This window comes from Streptomyces sp. NBC_00443 (assembly GCF_036014175.1).
Taxonomy (GTDB): Bacteria; Actinomycetota; Actinomycetes; order Streptomycetales; family Streptomycetaceae; genus Streptomyces.
Map to the genome: position 1 here is coordinate 8071024 of NZ_CP107917.1, position 20832 is coordinate 8091855.

Genomic DNA, 20832 nt, shown 5'->3' on the forward strand with positions numbered 1-20832 from the left:
GATTGACAAACAAGTTTGCCGAAACTGCAATACCGGCATGAGTACCGACGAAGTTCTCGCGGGCGTGGGTCCCAGGCTGCGGCAGATGCGCAAGGAGCGCGAGGTGAGTCTCGCTTCGCTGTCCGAGGTGACCGGCATCTCGGTGAGCACGCTCTCCCGGCTGGAGTCCGGCCTGCGCAAACCCAGCCTGGAACTGCTGCTGCCGATCGCGCGGGCGCACCAGGTGCCGCTGGACGAGCTGGTCGGCAATCCCGTCGTCGGCGATCCGAGGGTGCGCGCCACCAAACCGATCGAGCAGTACGGCCGCAAGCACTGGCCGCTCACCCGCCAGCCCGGCGGCCTCCAGGCCTTCAAGGTGCTCGAACCGCAGCGCAGGCTCGAACCGGAGCCACGGACGCACGAGGGCTACGAATGGCTGTACGTCCTGTCGGGCAGACTGCGGCTGGTGCTCGGCGAGCACGACGTGGTGCTCGCGGCGGGAGAGGCCGCCGAGTTCGACACGCGGGTGCCGCACTGGTTCGGGTCGACGGGTGAGGGGCCGGTGGAGTTCCTCAGTCTGTTCGGTCCGCAGGGGGAGCGGATGCATGTGCGGGCGCGGCCCAAGAAGTCGTGACGCACATGACTGTCCCCACATGACTGTTCCCTGATCGGCAAGCGACCGCTTAGTATGCGAACCGACCCCGGTCAGACGAAGCAGTCCCCCGTGGAGGCACCGCATGCAGGCATGGCAAGTGCACGAGAACGGCGAGCCGAGCGAGGTGATGCGGCTCGAGGACGTCGAGACGCCCACGCCCGGTGACGGCCAGATCCTGCTGAAGGTGCGTGCCGCGAACATCAACTTCCCGGACGCCCTGTTGTGCCGGGGCCAGTACCAGGTCCGGCCGCCGCTGCCCTTCACGCCGGGCGTGGAGATCTGCGGTGAGACCGGGGACGGGCGCCGTGTGCTGGCCAACCCCGCGCTGCCGTACGGCGGTTTCGCCGAGTACGCCGTCGCGGACGCCCGCGCCGTCCTGCCCGCCCCCGAGGCACTGGACGACGCCGAGGCCGCCGCCCTGCACATCGGCTACCAGACCGGCTGGTTCGGCCTGCACCGGCGGGCCGGTCTGGAAGCCGGCGAGACGCTGCTCGTCCACGCTGCCGCTGGAGGGGTCGGCAGCGCGGCCGTGCAGCTCGGCAAGGCGGCCGGGGCGAGGGTCATCGGTGTCGTGGGCGGTGCGGACAAGGCGGCCGTCGCCCGTGAGCTGGGCTGTGACGTCGTCATCGACCGGCGTGCCGAGGACGTCATCGGCTCCGTGAAGGAGGCCACCGGCGGCCGGGGCGCCGACGTCATCTACGACCCCGTCGGCGGCGAGGCGTACGCCCAGTCCGCCAAGGTCGTCGCCTTCGAGGGCCGGATCGTGGTCGTCGGCTTCGCGAGCGGCACGATCCCCAGCCCGGCGCTCAACCACGCGCTGGTGAAGAACTACTCGGTCCTCGGTCTGCACTGGGGTCTGTACAACACCAAGAACCCGAAGCTGATCCAGCACTGCCACGAGCGGCTGACCGAGCTGGCCGCCCGGGGCGCGATCAAGCCGCTGGTGAGCGAGCGAGTGCCGCTGAGCGGGGCCGCCGTCGCCGTCCAGAAGGTCGCCGACGGCGTCACCACCGGCCGTATCGCCGTCGTGCCGTCGCTGCAGAACGGAGCCGCCGCATGACGATCGACGCTTCCGAACTCCGGCGCCGGACGGGCGAGTTGCTGGACGCCCATCCGCCCACCGGCACGGACCGGCTGGACTTCCTGCGCGCCCGCTTCGACGCGGGTCTGGCGTGGGTGCACTACCCCGAGGGCCTCGGCGGACTCGGCGCGCCCCGCTCCCTCCAGGCCGTCGTGGACGCCGAGCTGGAGGCCGCGGGCGCCCCCGACAACGACCCGCGGCGCATCGGGATCGGGCTGGGCATGGCCGCGCCGACGATCCTGAAGTACGGCACCGAGGAGCAGAAGCAGCGGTTCCTGCGGCCCCTGTGGACGGGTGAGGAGGTCTGGTGCCAGCTCTTCAGCGAGCCCGGCGCCGGATCCGACCTCGCCGCGCTCAGGACGCGCGCCGTGCGAGAGGGCGAGGACTGGGTCGTCAACGGGCAGAAGGTCTGGACGTCCAGCGCCCATATCGCCCGCTGGGCCATCCTCATCGCCCGCACCGACCCGGACGTGCCCAAGCACGCGGGCATCACCTACTTCCTCTGTGACATGACCGACCCCGGCGTCGAGGTCCGGCCACTGCGGCAGATCACCGGTGAGGCCGAGTTCAACGAGGTCTTCCTCACCGACGTCCGCATCCCGGACGCACGTCGCCTCGGCGAGGTCGGCGACGGCTGGCGGGTCGCGCAGACCACGCTGAACAACGAGCGCGTCGCGATCGGCGGCATGCGGCTGCCCCGCGAGGGCGGCATGATCGGCCCGATCGCCGGGACCTGGCGCGAGCGGCCCGAGCTGCGCACCCATGACCTGCACCAGCGGCTGCTGAAGCTGTGGGTGGAGTCCGAGGTCTCCCGCCTCACCGCGGAGCGGCTGCGCCAGCAGCTCGTCGCGGGCCAGCCCGGCCCCGAGGGTGCCGGTATGAAGCTCGCCTTCGCCCGCCTCAACCAGGAGATCAGCGGCCTGGAGGTCGAACTGCGCGGCGAGGAAGGTCTGTTGTACGACGACTGGACCATGCGCCGCCCGGAGCTCGTGGACTTCACCGGCCGCGACGCCGGATACCGCTACCTCCGCTCCAAGGGCAACAGCATCGAGGGCGGGACCAGCGAGGTCCTGCTGAACATCGTCGCCGAGCGCGTCCTGGGCCTGCCGTCCGAGCCGCGCACCGACAAGGACGTCGCATGGAAGGACCTCGCCCGATGACGAAGCAGCGCGACTTGTTGTACTCGGAGGAGGAAGAGGCACTGCGGGCCGCCGTACGGGACCTGCTCGCCGATCACTGCGACGCGCCCGGCGTCATCGCGCGCACCGAGTCGGACGCCCCGCACGACCTCGCGGCCTGGAAGGCGCTCGCGGACGGGATGGGCCTGGCCGGGCTCCTGGTCCCGGAGGAGCAGGGCGGCCAGGGTGCCACCCACCGCGAAGTCGCCGTCGTGCTGGAGGAGCTGGGGCGCGCGGTGGCGCCCGTGCCGTTCCTGACCAGTGCTGTCGTGGCCACGGAGGCCCTGCTCGGCTGCGAGACCGACGCGGGCCTGCTGGCCGAGCTGGCGTCCGGGCGGCGGATCGGCGCCCTCGGCGTGGCACTGAACGTGGCTCCAGGCGGCGCCTACAAGGTCGTACGGCATGAGGGCGGCGCCCTGCACGGGGAGCTGACCGGCATCGCGGACGCGGCCGTCGCCGACGTGCTGCTCGTGCCCGCGGACGACGGCGGGCTGTACGCGGTCGACTCCGAGGCCGTGACCGTCACCCCGCAGGTGTCCCTGGACCTGACCCGGCCGGTGGCGACGGTGCGCCTGGACGGGGCGTCCGGGCGGCTGCTGGGGCCCGCCGAACCCGCCGTACGACGCGCCCTGCGCGCCGGAGCCGGGCTGCTCGCCTCCGAGCAGTTCGGGCTCGCCGAATGGACGTTGACCGAGACGGTCCGCTATCTGAAGGACCGCAAGCAGTTCAACCGGCCCGTCGGCGGCTTCCAGGCGCTCAAGCACCGGCTCGCCCAGCTGTGGCTGGAGGTCGTCAACGTCCGCGCCGCCGCCCGGGGCGCCGCAGACGCGCTCGCGACGGGGAACGACGTCGACGTGGCGGTGGCCGTCGCCCAGGCCTACGCGGCGCCCGTCGCGGTGCACGCCGCCGAGGAGGCGCTGCAACTGCACGCCGGAATCGGGATGACCTGGGAGCACCCGGTCCACCTGTACCTGAAGCGTGCCAAGGCCGACTCCATCGCCTACGGGACGGCAGGCGCCCACCGTGCGGCCCTGGCCGAACTCGTCGACCTGCAGGCTCCCTGACGTACACCTGAGCGAACCGCGCGAAAAGCCCGCCCCACCTGGGGCGGGCCTTTTCGTGTGCGCTGCACGGGTGAAGTGAACACAGGACGGCAGTCCGGCCAACTCGCCGCACAGCTCTGCTGTTTGGGGCATCGGAATCGCATACTCGCAGCGGTTCCCAACGCCTGAAACGCCCCTGTCAGGGAGGCAGAGCACATGGCCCTCACCACCCGTCGCAGAGCCCTCACCACCTTCGGCGCCGCCCTCGCGGGCGCGGTCGCCCTGCCCGCCACCGGCGCGCTGGCCGGCGAACAGAAGCACGGCCCCCGCCCGTTGTGGCGCGCCCACGCCCACAACGACTACGAGCACCCGCGCCCCCTCCTCGACGCCCTCGACCACCGCTTCGGCAGCCTCGAAGCCGACATCTACCTCGTGGGCGACCAGCTCCTCGTCGCCCACGACCCCGAGGACCTCGACCCCACCCGCACGCTGGAGTCCCTCTACCTCGACCCGCTGGCCGCCCGCGTGCGGGCCAACCACGGCTCGGTCTACCGCGGACGCCGCAAGCCGATCCAGCTGCTCATCGACATCAAGACCGAGGGCGCGTCGACGTACCTCGAACTCGACAAGCACCTCAAGCGCTACAAGCACCTGTTCACGACCTACGCCCACGGCCGGGTCCTGCCCGGGGCGGTCACCGCCGTGATCTCCGGCGACCGTGCGGCCCGTGCGCCGATGGAGGCCCAGACCGTCCGCCGCGCCTTCTACGACGGCCGCCTCGCCGACCTCGGCAGCGCGGCGCCCGCCTCCTTCATCTCGCTCATCAGCGACAACTGGACGCTCAACTTCACCTGGCTGGGCGTCGGCGCCTTCCCGGACGCCGAGCGGCAGAAGCTGCGCGGCATCGTCCGGGCGGCGCACTCCCGCGGGCAGAAGGTGCGGTTCTGGGCCACCCCGGACGTGGCCGGCCCGGCCCGCGACGCGCTGTGGGGCGAACTGCTGGCCGCCGGCGTCGACTTCCTCAACACCGACGACCTCGCCGGCCTGGAGGCCTTCCTCGACGCCCGGCGGAGGACCTTCTAGAACGCCGCGCGGGAACACCACACGTTCGGAGGACAGGTCAGCCGCCCGGACGAACCCTCCGCTACGCCACACTTGCGGCCGAACGCCGCGAACGTTGACAAGGCGGCGTGGCGGAGGAGGTTGACGATGGCCATTTCCATCTCTGTGGTGTTGTTGCTGTTCATCCTGGCGGTGATCTTCGTCCGAAACGGCGGACTGAAGATCACCCATGCGCTGGTGTGCCTGCTGCTCGGCTTCTACCTGGCCAGCACAAGCATGGCGCCCACCATCAACAGCGGTCTGACGGCCACGGCGGACATCGTCAGCGGCCTCAGACCGTGAACGTCAGCGAGCCGAGAAGACTCCGATGCCGTTGGGGACAGGGCGTTCCACACCGTCGGACGGGTGATTGCGTACCGAGACCGTCCCCGCTCCCGGCGCGCGGGCGACCAGCGTCGACGAGCCACCGCCGTCCAGGCTGAAAGCGTCGGCCGAGCCCAACTCCCGCATGACGGAGGCCACCTCCGCGATGGTCAGACCGGCGCGGTACTCGGGTGCGCCGTCCAGCGCGAGCAGCAGCAGGCGCCTGCCGTTGTCCGCGATGCCCACAGCCGTGCGCACGGCGGAGGTCCGATTGTCGAGGCCGGGCAGCGGCTGTCCGTCGTCGAGGACCGGATAGCCGCCGAGGGCGAAGCTGAACGGAACGCGTGACTTCGACGCCACCAGCCGGTGGCGCACTGTCACGTGCTCGCCCGCGAAGAACTTCCGCAGCTGCTGCGCGCCTGCCTCGCGGCCTACGAGCACGGTCGTGTCAGGCGCGATCGGCCCGCTGCCGGGGGTGTCGGCGGTCGACACGATACGGCCCCGACGGACCGTCACCTCGTAGGTGTCCGTGCTGCACGGAGCCGCCCGGTCCGTGTCCGTCCCGCAGGTGGCGCGCACCCGGGACACGCTGCCCCACTTGGCGGTGAACGCCCCGATGGAGCCCACCGGAAGGGCGTACTGGTTGAGCCCGCGCAGGGGAAGCCGGCCCTCGGGCGTGCGGATCGAGCCGTCGAGACCCAAGCCGTCGAGGCGGGCTCGGCGGTCGATGCCCAGCCCGAACACGTCCTCGGTGTCCGTGCCGGGCGGCAGCGCGGGCCCGAAACGCTGGCCGTTCGGCACCGCGCCCTTCAGCGCCTTGCCGCGCGCGACGGCCGGGCCCACACTGGCGCCGGTCGCCTGGACGCCGGGGTGCTGGGCCTCGCTGATGTTGAAGAAGTCGCCGTTCACCCCCGCGACGGCGCCCTGTGCGGTGGCCTGCTCGGAGATGGTAGCCCGGGCCGCCACCGCCCCCGGATGCAGCAGATCGAGGCGCACGCGCGGGTTGCGCAGGTCGACGGTGAGGACATGGGCGTGCGCTGTGCCCTTCGCCGCGGCGATGTCGAACTCGTCGTACGAGACACCCGGCGCGACCGGGGTGCCCTGCGCGGCGCCGGCCGGTGCCGCCCCCACCAGGGCCGTACCGGCCAGCGCGCTGAGTGCCGTGAGCAGCGTGAGCGCCGCTCTGGCCGTTCCGAACCGTTTCTGACGACGCGTCACAGTTCCCCCCTGATGTCTCGTCAAATCTGGCAGGACGCAGGGGAAGTGCACCAGACGGCGATGACCTGCGGGGTCTCTAGGCGCCGACGACGCGAGAACGGGTGAGGAAACGTACCCCCTCGGGTGCCTCCAGGGAGAAGCCGCTGCCTCTGCCCGCCACGACATCGACGATCAGCCGGGTGTGGCTCCACACCTCGTACTGACTGCGCGCCATCCAGAACGTCACCGGCTCCTCGACCCCCTCGACATGCAGCTCCGCTAGCAGCACGTCCGAGCCGCCCGTACGGAACTCGCCCTCCGGGTAGCACATCGGCGCGCTGCCGTCGCAGCAGCCGCCGGACTGGTGGAACATCAGCGGGCCGTGCGCCGCCCGCAGCCGGCGCAGCAGGTCGGCGGCCGCGGGGGTGAGCTCGACGCGGGGGATCTCGTCGTACGGCGGGGTGTCCTCATCCATGGCGGCAAGGGGAGCACGGCGAACGTTGCGAGAGGGTTGCACCAAGGAGGTCGTCGTCTCGCGGCCGTGATGGTGCCGGGACGGGCTAGTGGCGACCAGTGCCCACGGTGATGAAGCCCGTGGGCTTCATGGCGGTGGTGTTGTCGTAGAGGGCGTCGCCGGTGGACTTCTTCCAGATCCGGATGCGGAAGGTGTCCGGGCCGTCGGTGGCGGTGATGCGGAAGGCGTAGCCGGGTTTGCCGTTGACGGTGCCGGAGCCCTGGTAGACCGCCTGGTGGCCGGTGATCACGAGCCAGTCGGAGGCGGTGGAGCGGAACTTCAGCCTGGCCGGGCCAAAGTCGAAGGTGGCCTTGCCGGTGGGGATCGTGCCCTTCGCGTGGGTGTAGGCGGCGGCGAAGGAGAAGGCCGCCTTGCCGGTCAGGGTCGGCTTGGCCGGGTATGCGCCGGCCGGGGAGGTGATCAGGCCGGTGCCGAGGGCGGGGCCCGCGGTGCGGTCGTAGGCGATCAGCTCGGTCAGGGTGGTGCTGTCCGTCGCGCCGTCGTCGTCCTTGACCGTGATCACCGGGCGGTGGATGCCGGCCTCGGTGTAGGTGTGCTGGGCCCGGCAGGTGGTGCCGGTGACCGTGCCGGTCGTCGGCCGGGTGCCGTCCTTCCAGTCGACGGTGCAGGTGTGGGTGTCCCGGGCACCCGGGTCGCCGAAGGCGGCGGTCACGACGGTCCGCTTGCCGGTCGGCACGGCGGAGGCGGGGCCGGTCGTCGAGGTGATCGCCGGGGCCGCGTTGGCCACGGTCACGGTGGCCATGTCGCTGCTGCGGCCGCCCGACAGAGTGACCTTGTAGGTGCCGTCGTCCTTGCAGGTGAGCGTGGTCCGGGCGGCCGTCGCGTCGGCGAGCGTGCAGGGGGCTCCCGCCGCCACCGCCCACTTCGGGGCGGCCGCGCCGGAGACCGAGCCGTTCAGCGCGATGGCGTCGCCCTCCTCGCCGCTGCCGTCCGGGCCGGCGTGGACGACGGTCACCGGGTCGATGCCGGTCAGGGTGGGCGCGACCTTCTCGATCAGGCCGTCGGCGCCGAACTCCAGCTTGTCGACGGTCGTTTCGCGGTGCGTACCGTCACCGCCGGGGATCGCGAAGCGGTGATAGGCGATGTACCAGTCGTCGGTGTTGGGGACGTGCACGACCGAGTGGTGGCCGGGGCCCTTGATGCCGAGGGAGAGGTCCTTCTCCAGGATCACGCCGTGCTTGGTCCAGGGGCCGGTGGGCGAGGGGCCGGTGGCGTAGGCGACGCGGTAGTTCTCGTCGCGGGTGTCGTTCTCCGACCACATGAAGTAGTAGGTGCCGTCGCGCTTGATGACGAAGGTGCCCTCGTTGTAGCCGCTCGGCGTGATGTCCGTGACCTTCGAGGTGTCGATGGACGTCATGTCGTCGCCGAGCGGCGCGACGTACGCGCGGCCGTTGCCCCAGTAGAGGTACGACCGGCCGTCGTCGTCCGTGAACACCGCCGGGTCGATCATCTGGCCCCTGAAGTCGCCCGCCTTGAGCAGCGGCTTGCCCAGCGCGTCCTTGAAGGGCCCTGTCGGCGAGTCGGACACCGCGACACCGATGTTGGCGTCGGCGCAGTAGTAGAAGTAGTACTTCCCGTCCTTCTCGGCGATCGTCGGCGCCCAGGCCCTGCTGTCCGCCCAGGACACGTCGGGGCCGAGGTCGAGGATGACGCCGTGGTCCTTCCAGTGGACCAGGTCGGTGGAGGAGTACGCCTTGAACTGCGTACCGCTCCAGCCCTCGAAGCCGTCGGTCGTCGGGTACAGGTAGAAGGTGTCGCCGAAGCGCACGATGTTCGGGTCGGCGTTGAGACCGGGCAGCACCGGGCTCCTCATGACGAGCGCCGAGAGCGACCAGGTGCGCTTCTTGCCGTCGGAGCCCGTCACCTCGTAGGACACCGGCTTGGTGAAGTCCTGGACGCTGCCGGAGGCGGGGCTGATCGCCGCGCCGTGGGCCAGGGTGAACTCCGGGGCGAGGGCGGTGAGATCGGTACCCTCCTTCATCGGCAGCGTGATCCTGCTGCCGGAGTTGTCGACGAGCGCGTCGACCTTCAGCGCCGGGGCCGTCACCTTCGCGATGCCCGTGGTGTTGCCGCTGAGCTCCATTACCTGCGCCGCGGTGAGGGCCCGGTCGTAGACGCGGAAGTCGTCGACCTCGCCGCCGAAGTACGGGTCGGCCGCGTACAGGGACCTGCCGACGTAGCCGCCGTAGTCCTTGTCCGCGTCGTACAGCTCGGACGGCTTGACGGCCGTGGTCGTGCGGGCCGCCTCGATGCCGTCCACGTAGAGGACCATCGTGCCGGTCGAGCCGTCGAGGGTGACGGTGACGTGCCGCCACTCGCCCGGCGTGAGCTGCGAGCCCGCCGTCAGCTTCGACTCCGCCGACCAACTCGCCTTGGTGATCGCCGAGTAGAGGCTGGAGCCGCCGTTGGAGGGGGTGGCGAAGAGGTACTTGTCGCTGTCGGGCCCGAGGCCGAACAGCCACTGGAAGCTGTCGCCGCCCTTCCACTTGGCGTACGTCGAGACGGTGACGCTGTCGGCGTTCTTCAGCACACCGTTCGGGATCTTCACGTACGGCGAGTTCGAGTCGCCGGACATCCTGAACGAGCCGCCCTCGACGCCGGTGCCGAAGTCGGGCGTACGGACATAGGTGCCGTGGTATCCATGGCCGCTGGAGTCACGGGCGATGTTGCCGCCCGTCTCGTCGAAGTCGTATCGCAGGAGCAGGTCGGCGGGGACATCGGCGCCCTCCTCCGAGACCGTGACCTCGGCCCGGACCGGTATCGCGGCGCCGTCCGGCAGGCTGCCGGTCACGGTGAAGGTGCCGGACTGCGCGTACTTGGAATCCGGGACGTCCTCCCAGGTCACCGCGACGGGACGCTTGACGCCGTCGGCGTACGTGGCGACGGCAGTGGCCGGCAGGACGGGCGCCTGGCCGATGCCGGTCCTCACCTTCACGCCCTCGACGCTCTCCACGAGCTGGTCCGGCTGGTAGGCGCGCAGCAGACGGTCGTACTCGGCCTGGGTGACCGGGAGCACCGTGCCGTGGCGGGGCTTGGCGGGGAGGTCGTAGCCGGTGGACGGGGTCCAGGTGCCGGAGGCGAGGTCGGTCGTCTCGAAGGGGATGTAGCCGCGGCCGCCGAACTCGTCCAGGAAGGCGTACCACTTGTCCTCGGTGTTCGACTTGAACACCAGCGGCCCCTCGGCCGCGTTCATCGCACCCTTGCCGATGCCCTCGGCGACGGCGTCCCAGGACGGGTTCAGGAGGGAGTTGCTCTTCTCCTCGAAGATGAACTTGCTGTTGGGGGTCGAGGAGGAGTTGTTCCGCTCGTCCTTGGAGAGGCGGAAGTACGTCCCGCCGTGCTGGATCACCGTGGAGTCGATGACGGAGTAGCCGCGGTCGATCCAGACCTTGGGCTCGCTGAAGGTGTAGAAGTCCCGGGTGGTCGCGTACATCATGCGGTTGTACGTGTCGCCGGAGTGCGCCTCGTTGTCGTACAGCTTCGACGCCCAGAAGACGACGTACTCACCGCGCTGCGCGTCGTAGAACGCCTCCGGCGCCCAGGTGTTGCCCGCGCTGTCCGGTGAGACCTTGACGAGGCGCTGGTTCGTCCAGTGGACGAGGTCGGTGGACTCCCACACCATGACGGACTTGCTGCCGGTGCGCTGGGCCGCGTCCCAGTCGCCGTTGCCGTAGATCCTGAGGTCGGTGGCGATCTGGTAGAACTTGTCGCCCTCGGGGGAGCGGATGATGAACGGGTCGCGCAGGCCCTTCTCGCCCAGTGTGGAGGTCAGGACGGGCTTGCCGTCGTTCAACTCCCGCCAGTGCAGCGGGTTGTTGCCCTTGCTGAGGGCGGCGTAGAGCTGCTCGCCGTCGGCCGTGCCCTCGCCGGTGAAATAGCTGAACATGTAGCCCTTGAGGGCCTCCTGCTTCAGCAGCTCGGGCACGTCCGCGGTGAACGTGCGGGTCGCCTTCGCCTCGCCCTTGGTGACGGTGGCGGTGAGCTCGACGGTGGTGGCGCCGGCGCCGTGCGCGGGGCGGTGGACCAAGCCGTCGGCGGAGACGACGTCCGGCTTCGCGGAGGACCAGGTGACGTCGGTGCCGTAGGAGCCGGTCGTCGGGAGGGCGAGGTTGCCGCGTACGTCGTCGAGGTTGTGGACGGTGAGGGCCTCGGCGGCGTGTTCGGCGGCGGTCCGGTCGTCGAAGGCGGGGAGCACCGTGACATCGAAGGTCCTGCTGTCGGTCACGGCGCCCTTCTTCAGGGTCGCCGTGAGCGTGGCGTGGGCGGCCGGTTCACCGGCGGCGGGGCGGGTCACCGTGCCGGAGCCGGACACGGCGCCGGGGTTGTCGCTGGCCCAGCTGATCGCGGAGCCGCCGGCCGTGCCGGTCCGCGGCAGGTCGAGGTCGGCCGTGACGGCGTCGGTGGCACCGAGGCTCAGCGCGGCCTTGTCGTCGGCGACGCCCTGCGTGGCGACGGGAAGGGCGAGTTGCTCGACCTCGGAGCCGGCGAGGGCGCGGTCGTAGACGCGGAAGTCACGGATCCGGCCCTTGAAGAGCTTGTCGTCGGAGTAGACCGACCTGCCTATGTGGTTGGCGGTGGTGGTGCCGGAGCCGATGGCGCCCGGGGTGACGGTGACCGAGGTGTTGCGGCCGACCTCGACGCCGTCCTCGTACAGCACGCCGGTGGTGCCGGTCTGGGTGTAGGAGACGTGCTTCCACACCGAGCGGGTCAGATTGTGGGAGTCGGCGGGCCGGGTGGTCTGCTCCGTCGACCAGTTGCCGGTCGCGACGGACGTCCGGAAGGAGTTGCCGGTGGTGAACAGGTAGCCGTTGCCGCTGCCGCCGCTGGAGTTGCCGAAGCCGTAGAGGAAGTACGGCGTGCTCTGCGCGGAGTCGATCCGCACGTCCAGCGAGACGGTGATCGCGTCCATGCCCTTCATGACGTCGTTCGGCACTTTGACGTAGGTGTCCGAGCCGTTGAAGGCGAGGCCCTGACCGGTGCCCGACCAGTCGGCGGCGCCGCTGACCGTGCCGGTGCGGCCGTTGCCGGAGGCGTCGGTCACCGTGCTGCCGGAGGTGGCGTCGAGCTTGTACCAGAGGGCGAGACCGTCGGTGATCTCCGCCGCCTCGGCCGTCTGAGCCGCCTGCGCGGGAAGGGCGGGTGCGGTGAGGCCCAGCAACAGTGACGCTGCGGTCAGCCCGGCGAGTCGGCCCGCCAGGCGTCTCGCGCGGACACGGACGCGTGCGATGTACGGCATGTGGATTTCCCTGCTGAGGCATGGCGGGGCCGCGGCCATGGGCACCCTGCCGTTTCGGCTGTGTGACGTCGTGTTGCGAGAGTGTCAGTCGGGGTGTGGTGGGGCGTCAAGGGTTTTCGAACGATGTCCGGCAGGTCGAACGGATGGGGTTCGACTCCCTCAACTTCCGCGTCAGCGGTCCCTCTTCGCCCGACGCGCATCCGTCAGCACAGGGAGCATGGGCAGGAGGGAGAGCACGACGACGAGGGCGATCAGCGGGAGCAGGAAGTCGTCGATGCCGGGGACGGAGGCGCCGAGGGTGTATCCGGCCAGGACGATGCTCTGCGACCAGAGCAGACCGCCCACGATCTGCCAGATGGTGAACGTCCTGGTGGGCACCCCGAGGGCGCCGGCCGCCGGGTGAAGGACGGTCCGCACCATCGGGACGAACCGGCCGATGACGAGGGCCTTGCCGTAGCCGTACCGGGCCAGGAGCTTCTCCGCTCGCGCCGCCGCCTCACGGACACGCCGTTTCGAGGTGCGGGCGAGTAGCGCCCGCCCGCCGTGCCGGCCCAGCAGGAACCCGACCTGGGCCCCTGCCAGGGCGCCCACGGCCGCGCAGAGCAGGACCTGCCACAGCACCAGTCGGGGAGCCTGGTCGGCGGTCGCTGCGCACAGGACGCCCGCCGGGAAGAGCAGGGTGTCGCCGGGCAGGAAGAAACCGACCACGAGCAGCCCCGACTCCGCGAAGATCACCACGAGGACGCCGAGGGCGCCGAAGGTCGCCAGTACCGCGGCGCTGTCCATCGGGTTGACGGCGATCACCGCCCTCACCTCCGGCCGTCCTGGTCGGTCGCGCTCCCCTCCAGGATCGCGTGCGCATGGATGCGGTGCTCGTCCCGGCCCGGGACGAGCGTCAGGCGCGCCCGTGCGCCTCTTGCGAGCGTCGCGACAGTGCGTCGATGACCACGGCGGCGAAGAGCACCCCGCCCGTGATCATGAACTGGACGGCGGCGGGGGTGTCCGTGATCGCCATGCCGGAGGCGATGGACTGGATGACGAGCATGCCGAGCACCGCGGACCAGGTGGAGCCACGGCCGCCGAACAGGCTGGTGCCGCCGATGACGGCCGCCGCGATGGCGTTGAGCAGCAGCACCCCCGAGCCCGAACTCTGGCTCACCGAGGTGATGCGCGAGGCCAGGAACATGCCGCCGATCGCGGCCATGGTGCCCGAGACCGCGAGCACCGCAGTCTGCACCCGCGTCACGCGGAGGCTGGCGCGACGGGCCGCCTCGACCCCGCCGCCGAGGGCGTAGACCTGCCGTCCGTAGTGCGTGCGGCGCAGGACGATGTCGAGGCCTGCCACCACCACCAGGAAGATCAGCAGGGCGAGCGGCAGACCCTGGAAGCGGTTGAGCAGATAGGCGGCGGCGAACGCGATCACCGCGAGTCCTCCGGCACGTAGCGCGATGACCTGCAACGAGCGGTGCGGCATCCGGGCGGCCACGCGGCGCCGTCTGTCCTGGTAGGACACGAGGAAGACGAGGCCCACGGCGACCGCGGCGATGCCGTAGGCGACGGCGTCGTCGGTGAAGTAGTAGCTGGTCAGCTTGGCGACGAGCCCGTTCTCGTCGAGATTGATCGTGCCGCTGGTACCCAGGATGTAGAGCATGAGGCCGTTCCAGGTGAGCAGCCCCGCGAGCGTGACGACGAACGCCGGTACCCGGGTTCTGGCGAACGAGTAGCCCTGCACGGTTCCCGCCGCCATCCCGGAGAGGACCGCGATGATGAGGGCGAGCCATTCGGGCACGCCGTTGTTCACGTTCAGCACGGCGAAGACGGCCGCCGCGAGCCCGCTGATGGAGCCGACGGACAGGTCGAGTTCCCCGAGCAGCAGCACGAAGACGATGCCGACGGCGATGAGGCCCGTGCCCACGATGTCCACGCTGAGATTGGACAGGTTCCGGGGGGAGAGGAAGTTGTCGTTGAGGGACTGGAAGGTGATCCACACGGCGGCGAGCACGATGACGACCGGGACCGAGCCCACCTCCCCGGCCCGCAGTTTGCGCCGCGAGAAGGCCATCCAGTTCTCGATGGCACGGGCGGCGGTCTGCCCGCGGTGGGCCTGACGGGCCTCGGTGGCGGATGCGGGGGCTTCGGCCTGAGGGCTGTCCGCCATGTCGCGCGTCCCTTTCACCATCCCGCCTCCTGGTGGGCCTGTCGGTGGGGCGCGTTCTCCGTCGCCCCGGTGATGGAGGAGATGATCTGCTCCTGGGACACGGTGTTCACGTCGAAGAAGCCGTTGTTGCGGCCGAGGCGCAGCACGGCGGCCCGGTCCGCGAGGGCTTTGACGTCGCCCATGTTGTGGCTGATGAGAAGGACACCCAGGCCGCGGTCGCGCAGCTGGTCGACGAGGTCCATGACCTCGGTGGTCTGCTGGAGTCCCAGGGCCGCGGTCGGCTCGTCCAGCAGGAGGAGCCGCGGGTCGCCCAGGAGCGAGCGGGCGATGGCGACCGTCTGCCGCTGACCGCTGGACAGGGACACGACGGGGGCACGCAGCTCGGGGACGCCCCTGGTCAGCCGCTCCAGCAACTGGAGGGTGCGGCGCTCCATCTCCATCTCGTCCAGGAACCCGAACCTGCGGATCTCCCGTCCGAGGAACAGGTTGCCGACGACGTCGAGGTTCCCGCACAGCGCGAGGTCCTGGAAGACGGTGGCGATGCCGAGGTCCCGGGCGTCGTTGGGGCGCCTGATGTGGACCGTACGGCCCTCCCACTCGATGACGCCCCTGTCCGCGGGGGTGACGCCGGAGATCACCTTGATCAGAGTGGACTTGCCGGCGCCGTTGTCGCCGAGGAGGGCGACGACCTGGCCGGCGTGGATCTCCAGGTCGATGTCCTTGAGGACCTCGACGGCGCCGTAGCGCTTGCACACACCGTGCAGCGCCAGCAGTGGGGGAGCAGACACGGAGACGATCTCCTTCCCGTGGGTCCGGCCGAGGGCGAACCGGTGGTCAGGTCAGCCCGACCGCATCGCACGCGGCGCCGAGTTGAGGGTGCAGATCTGCTGGACCGTGTACACCCCGTCCTTCACCAAGGTGTCCTTGATGTTGTCGGCGGTGACGGAGATGGGGGTGAGCATGACCGCGGGGACCGTACGCCCACCGCGCGTCGTCACCTCGTCCTTGGCCACCCGGTCGAGGTTCTCCCCGCGCGCCGCGGCCACGGCCAGGGCGGCGCCGGCGGCGGCCTCGGGCTCGAAGGGCTTGTAGACGGTCATGTACTGATCGCCGCCGACGATGCGCCGCACGGCTCCGAGTTCGGCGTCCTGCCCGGTGACCGGGGGCAGCGGTTCCACCTTGTTCGCCTTCAGGGCGGAGATGCTGCCTGAGGCGAGGCCGTCGTTGGCGGCGTACACCCCCTGGATGTTGCCGACGCCGAGGGCGGAGATGGCGCCGGACATGTTCAGGTTGGCGGTCTCGGACCGCCACTGGAGGGTGTCGTACGACTTGCCGATCTTCACCTTGCCCATGAGCACGTCCAACGCGCCCTTTTTGAACAACACCGCGTTGGGGTCGATGGGATCGCCGTTCATCATGACGATCTGGGCGCCGGGCACCTCGTCGCCCATGGCCGTCAGCAGTGCTCTGCCCTGGAGCCTGCCGACCTCCTCGCCGTCGAAGGAGACGTGAGCCGAGATCGGGCCCTCGGAGAGACGGTCGTATGCGATGACCGGGATGCCCGCCTCGTTCGCCTTGCGGACCGAGGCGGCGAGCGACCTGGAGTCCACCGCCACGAGCAGGATGGAGTCGACTCCCTTGGTGATCATCGAGTTCAGCTGCTCCTGCTGCAGGGCCACATCGCCCTTGGCGTTGGTCAGATCGACCGTGCACTCGGCGCACCGCTTCTTGATCTCCTTGTTCAGCAGGGGTTTGTCCTGGGTCTCCCAGCGGGCCGTGGTGGCGTCCGGCAGGAGCACACCGATCACCGGGTCGCTGCTCTCGTCGGGGTCGCTCCCGCCGTCCGCCCCGCAGGCCGCGAGGGCGACGGCCGTGGACACCGCGGTCATGGCGACAACCGCGTCCCGTATGCGGGCCTTCATGTGAGAGATCTCCCTTGTCCTTCACCTTGCGTGGCGAGGCGGCGCCCGTGACCGGCCGTCAACGGGTGTCCGGGGTTCGGCCTGCGTGGCGGGTGTGGAGGGAGCGGTGCGCGTGCACTGCCGTGTCGGGGGTGCGTGTCCACGGGGGCCGAGGCGTGGGGCCAGTGCGGTGCGCCTTCGCCCACCCCGGCGCGGCGGTGGCTCAACCCGGCCGGTCCTGCACCGGCGGCGGCCTCATCGAGCATGGCGACACCTGGCCTTCTCAGTCGTCAGTCTGACACCGGCCGCGGTGATCTGCGAGCGCAGCGAGGGCGTCCCGCCGGGTGGTGGATGCCCCGGTGACGGCCCGTCGGCCGCCGGCCGTCGGATGAGCGAGAGCGGTGAGGATGACCGAGAGCGGTGAGGATGACCGGGGGCGATGATGATGACCGAGAGCAATGAAGCAGATATGTCCGGCTCATCCATGTATGCGATTCTGGTGGAGGAGCGACCGGGGCGGCTGGAGGTGCCCCGATCATCTCCAGCACCTCCGGTACGGACGGGAGGTTGGTTGCGGACATGCCTCATGACGGCCGTGCCCGGACCGGAATTTCGGCCCCGGGGGCATCCGAGGCCGGCACCGCGGACACCGGTTCACCGCCAAGGGGGCCACAGGCCGCCACGAGCGACCGGGCCCTGACGTTCGCCGGAGCGGCGCTGGCGGCCGTCTACGTGCCCAATGCCGACGACGGCGAACTCCAGCTGCTGGAGACAGCCGGTGGCGCCGGCCCCGAGTACCGGCTGCCGGAGCGGCTCGCCTTGTCGGGCGGGTCGGCCGCAGCACACGCCTTCCGCACCGACCGTCCGCTGTGGCTGAACGCCGCGGCCCTCGCCTCCTACCCTGTGGGCGCCCCCACCCCGCCGCGAGCGAGGGCGGCGTCGCTCGGTGCGCTGCCACTGGAGAGAGAGGGCATCCGGCTCGGCTGCCTGGTGCTCGTGGGGACCTCCGTGGACGGTTTCGACGCCGGGCAACAGCGCTTCCTGGAGCGGTACGCCGACGCGCTCGCGGGTCTGCTACAGGCCGAGTCCGGCCGGCCCGTGGCCTCGGGCCTGCCGAGCCGTGCCCTGCGGGGCCTGCGCGTCGGCTCCTTCGTGCTGGAGCCGGACACCGGGCTGATCGAGGCGGACGGGACCCTGCTCGAACTGGTCGGCACAACCGCGGACGACTTCGGCGGCAAGGCGGACACCCTTCTCGCACACGCCCTCCCCGAGGATATGCCCGCGCTGATGTCGATCCTGGAGCCGTCCGCCCAGACGCCCGGCCGGCGGGAGCTGGAGTTCCGGGTCCGCTGCCCCACCGGCGAGATGCGCTGGCTGAGTCTGATCTGCCGGGTCGTACCGCACACCGCCGACCGGCCGGAGCAGGTGCTGGGCGTGGTGACGGCCACCTCGGTCAAGAGCCGCAGCGCCGACGACGTCTCCCGGATCCAGTGGCTGACCGCGGCACTCGACGACGCCGCGACGGTCCGTGACGTCGGCCGGGTGGCGGTCACCGCGCTGCGTGAGCCCCTCGGAGCCGACCGGGTGGCGCTCGCCGATGTGCGCGAGGACCGGCTCGTCGTGACGCTGCTCGATCCACCGCAGCCCGACGCCTGGCCGGACCTGTGGCGGGCCCAGTGGCGTTCCGAGTGGCCCGACGCGCCGGTCGGCGCCCTGCCCACGCTGCAGATGGCCCTGCAGGACGGCCGGATGGATCTGTGGCCGGCGGGCACGGCCCTCGAACCCGGACTCGCGGGCATCGGCGTCGGCGGCCTGGCCGTCCTGCCGCTCCCGGCCAAGGGCCGCGTCACCGGCGTGTGCCTGGTCGGCTGGGACCAGCCGCACGAGTTCGTTCCCGAGGAGCGGTCCCTGCTGACCGCCACCGCGGCGTTGATCGGGCAGGCCCTGAAACGGGCCCACGCCTACGACGCCGAGCAGGAACTCGCGACCATGCTGCAGCGCAGCCTGCTGCCCCGGCGGCTGCCCGAACTGCCCGGCGGAACCGCCGTCGCCCGCTATCTGCCCGCCAGGCGCGGACTTCAGGTGGGCGGCGACTGGTACGACGTCATCGCCCTGTCCCAGGACCGGGTGGCACTGGTCATCGGCGATGTGCAGGGGCACAGCGCCGCCGCCGCGACGATCATGGGTCAGATGCGTACGGCGGTCAGGGCGTACGCCGTGGAGGGCCACCCGCCCGATGTGGTCGTCTCCCACGCCAACCGCCTCCTGGTCGGCATGGAGACCGACCTGTTCGCCACCTGCTGCTATGTCGAGCTGGACATGGAGGAGGGCAACACCCTGTTCGTGCGGGCCGGGCACCTGTCACCGCTGCTGCGCCACCCCGACGGCGCCACCGAGGAGGTGCAGGTCGAGGGCGGGCCGCCGCTGGGGATCCTCGCCGAGGCGGACTTCCCCATGACCGCGGTCGCACTGACCCCGGGCTCGGTGCTCGCCCTGGTCACCGACGGCCTGGTCGAGGCCGCCGATCTGCCGCTGGACGTCGGCATGGAGCGGACGCGCAGCGCCCTCGCCGAGGCCGACCCGGCGGACCCGGCAAGGATGGCCGACGCGCTGCTCGGCGACATCGGCCGGCGCGAGGACGACGTGGCGCTGCTGCTGCTGCGCTACGACGGCATGCGGACCCGGCCGATCCGGTCCAGCTGGGTCGTGTGGCGGCTGCCCGACGCGGTCATGCACGCCCGCCGCTTCACCGCGCGCACCCTGCGCAAGTGGCACGTCCAGGAAGCAGGCGACGCGGTGCTGCTCGTCGTGTCCGAACTGGTCACCAACGCCCTGGTGCACACCCAGGGATCGGTCACCCTCGACCTGGTGCTGCGCGGCGACCGGGTAAGGGTCAGCGTGAGCGACGCCTCGCCACGGGCGCCCGCCAAGCCGGTGATCGTGGACTGGGAGTCCACCGGCGGCCGGGGCCTGCTCCTCGTCGAAGCGGTGTCGGACTCCTTCGGCTCGGTGCCGGTGGCCGGCGGGAAGCAGGTCTGGAGCGAGGTCACCGTGCCGCGGCGCGGGCCCGCTCCCGCCGACTCGAGCCTCTCGACGGAACGAGGCGAGCTGCCATGAGGACCCGTACGCTGCACCTCCTCGCGGCGCTCGTCGCGGGACTGCTGGCGGTGCCCCTGGCCGCCTGCGGCGGAGACGGCGAGGCCGGCGGGGACAGCTTCATGGTCGGCCTGCTGCTCCCGAACCGGGTCACACCCCGCTGGGAACGGTCCGACAAGCCGCTGATCGAGCAGCACCTCAGGGAGCTCTGCCCCGAGTGCACCATGGTGTACGCCAACGCCGAGAACGACGCGGCGCGGCAGCGGGAACAGATCACCTCCATGATCACCAAGGGGGTCAAGGTCCTGATCCTCGACCCCGCCGACAGCAAGGCGCTGCGCTCCCCGATCCAGGAGGCCCGCAGGGCGGGTGTCCCGGTCGTCGCGTACGACCGGCTCGCCGAAGGCCCGATCTCCGGCTTCGTCAGCTTCGACGGCGATCAGGTCGGCAAGTTGCAGGGCGAGGCGATCCTGAAGGCCATGCGGGAGAGGGTCAACGGCAGAACCGTCGTGATGATGAACGGCGATCCGAGCAGCGCCAACGCGGCGTGGTTCCGCAAGGGCGCGCTGTCCGTCATCGCGGGCAAGGCCAAGATCGCCAGGTCTTACGACACCGTGGGATGGAGCCCGGAGAACGCCAACGCCAACATGACCGCCGCCATCGCCGCCCTGGGGGCGGACCGCATCAGCGGTGTCGTCGCGGCCAACGACGCCATCGCCGCAGGCGTCGTCTCCGCCTTCAAGAAGGCCGGTGTCCGCAAGCTCCCCCCGGTCACCGGGCAGGACGCCGACCTCGAGGCCGTGCGGCGCATCGTCGCCGGCGAGCAGTACATGACGGTGTACAAGCCGTTCGAGAAGGAGGCCGCCGCGGCCGCCGCCATGGCCGTCGCCCTCGGCAACGGAGAGGGGCCGACGAGGTCTCGACGACGACCACCGACAGCCCGACGCACGAGGACATCCCGTCCATCCTGCTCACTCCGAGAGCGGTGACGGCCGACAACCTCAAGCAGACCCTCGTCGACGGCGGCCTCTACACCACCCAACAGATCTGCACGCCCAGGCTCCGCTCCGCCTGTGCCGCGCTCGGCCTCACCGGGTGAGCCGGGCTGGTCGGCGCGACGGACCGGGCGCAGCATGGAGATGAGCGACCAACGGAGGTCAGCCATGAAGACAGGAGCCTCGGACTACGACCGCTGGCTGTACTCGCACACCCCGTCCCAGGCCGAGGGCGAACGCGACGAACCGGCGGAGCGTACGGCCGTGCAGCAACACCCGGACGTCCCCAGGACCGAGCCGTCCCAGGCCGAGGGGGAACGGGTGGAGGACTTCAAGACTCCGTGATCGCCGAG

Annotated in this window: 15 protein-coding genes and 1 pseudogene; 9 read left to right on the top strand and 7 right to left on the bottom strand. The window is 70.8% G+C overall.

Going from position 1 to position 20832, the window contains the following annotated elements:
• Nucleotides 1–37: 37 nt before the first annotated feature.
• The 6 genes from OHO27_RS36800 to OHO27_RS36825 all read left to right on the top strand — a co-directional run bounded on the left by OHO27_RS36800 (nucleotide 38) and on the right by OHO27_RS36825 (nucleotide 5340).
• Complete coding sequence (locus OHO27_RS36800; RefSeq protein WP_328429259.1) at nucleotides 38–613, top strand: helix-turn-helix domain-containing protein; 576 nt, start codon at nucleotides 38–40, stop codon at nucleotides 611–613.
• A 103-nt stretch (nucleotides 614–716) separates the two neighbouring features.
• Entirely contained in the window at nucleotides 717–1694 is a 978-nt protein-coding gene (locus OHO27_RS36805; protein ID WP_328429260.1) for an NADPH:quinone oxidoreductase family protein, read from the top strand.
• Entirely contained in the window at nucleotides 1691–2875 is a 1185-nt protein-coding gene (locus tag OHO27_RS36810; protein ID WP_328429261.1) for an acyl-CoA dehydrogenase family protein, read from the top strand. The genes OHO27_RS36805 and OHO27_RS36810 overlap by 4 nt, the downstream gene beginning before the upstream one ends.
• Nucleotides 2872–3957: an acyl-CoA dehydrogenase family protein gene (locus OHO27_RS36815; RefSeq protein WP_328429262.1), complete on the top strand. Its 1086-nt coding sequence runs from the start codon at nucleotides 2872–2874 to the stop codon at nucleotides 3955–3957. Before OHO27_RS36810 ends, OHO27_RS36815 begins: the two co-directional genes overlap by 4 nt.
• 195 nt (nucleotides 3958–4152) lie before the next feature.
• Nucleotides 4153–5019, top strand: coding sequence for a phosphatidylinositol-specific phospholipase C/glycerophosphodiester phosphodiesterase family protein (locus tag OHO27_RS36820; protein ID WP_328429263.1), 867 nt, complete (start codon nucleotides 4153–4155; stop codon nucleotides 5017–5019).
• A 126-nt stretch (nucleotides 5020–5145) separates the two neighbouring features.
• Nucleotides 5146–5340, top strand: coding sequence for a hypothetical protein (locus OHO27_RS36825; protein WP_328429264.1), 195 nt, complete (start codon nucleotides 5146–5148; stop codon nucleotides 5338–5340).
• Between the two features lie 3 nt (nucleotides 5341–5343).
• Here OHO27_RS36825 and OHO27_RS36830 read toward each other — a convergent pair whose 3' ends face one another.
• From OHO27_RS36830 to OHO27_RS36860, 7 genes are all read right to left on the bottom strand, one after another.
• A complete protein-coding gene (locus tag OHO27_RS36830) occupies nucleotides 5344–6579 on the bottom strand; it encodes a phosphodiester glycosidase family protein (protein WP_328429265.1) in 1236 nt (411 codons plus the stop codon).
• Between the two features lie 76 nt (nucleotides 6580–6655).
• Complete coding sequence (locus tag OHO27_RS36835) at nucleotides 6656–7033, bottom strand: DUF779 domain-containing protein (protein WP_328429266.1); 378 nt, start codon at nucleotides 7031–7033, stop codon at nucleotides 6656–6658.
• An 85-nt stretch (nucleotides 7034–7118) separates the two neighbouring features.
• Nucleotides 7119–12329, bottom strand: coding sequence for a family 43 glycosylhydrolase (locus tag OHO27_RS36840; protein WP_328429267.1), 5211 nt, complete (start codon nucleotides 12327–12329; stop codon nucleotides 7119–7121).
• Nucleotides 12330–12500: 171 nt separating this feature from the next.
• Nucleotides 12501–13133: a DedA family protein gene (locus OHO27_RS36845; RefSeq protein ID WP_328429268.1), complete on the bottom strand. Its 633-nt coding sequence runs from the start codon at nucleotides 13131–13133 to the stop codon at nucleotides 12501–12503.
• Between the two features lie 91 nt (nucleotides 13134–13224).
• Entirely contained in the window at nucleotides 13225–14487 is a 1263-nt protein-coding gene (locus OHO27_RS36850) for a sugar ABC transporter permease (protein WP_443059657.1), read from the bottom strand.
• A 14-nt stretch (nucleotides 14488–14501) separates the two neighbouring features.
• Nucleotides 14502–15275, bottom strand: a complete 774-nt coding sequence (locus OHO27_RS36855; RefSeq protein WP_328429269.1) for an ATP-binding cassette domain-containing protein — start codon at nucleotides 15273–15275, stop codon at nucleotides 14502–14504.
• 51 nt (nucleotides 15276–15326) lie between these two features.
• Nucleotides 15327–16409, bottom strand: a complete 1083-nt coding sequence (locus tag OHO27_RS36860) for a sugar ABC transporter substrate-binding protein (RefSeq protein WP_328429270.1) — start codon at nucleotides 16407–16409, stop codon at nucleotides 15327–15329.
• 558 nt (nucleotides 16410–16967) lie between these two features.
• Here OHO27_RS36860 and OHO27_RS36865 point away from each other — a divergent pair.
• The 3 genes and pseudogenes from OHO27_RS36865 to OHO27_RS36875 all read left to right on the top strand — a co-directional run bounded on the left by OHO27_RS36865 (nucleotide 16968) and on the right by OHO27_RS36875 (nucleotide 20824).
• On the top strand, nucleotides 16968–19505 hold the full coding sequence (locus OHO27_RS36865) for a SpoIIE family protein phosphatase (protein WP_328429271.1): 2538 nt from the start codon (nucleotides 16968–16970) through the stop codon (nucleotides 19503–19505).
• A pseudogene (locus tag OHO27_RS36870) lies at nucleotides 19502–20583 on the top strand (sugar ABC transporter substrate-binding protein). The gene OHO27_RS36865 and the pseudogene OHO27_RS36870 overlap by 4 nt, the downstream one beginning before the upstream one ends.
• A gap of 64 nt (nucleotides 20584–20647) precedes the next feature.
• Entirely contained in the window at nucleotides 20648–20824 is a 177-nt protein-coding gene (locus OHO27_RS36875; protein WP_328429273.1) for a hypothetical protein, read from the top strand.
• The last annotated feature ends 8 nt before the right edge of the window (nucleotides 20825–20832 follow it).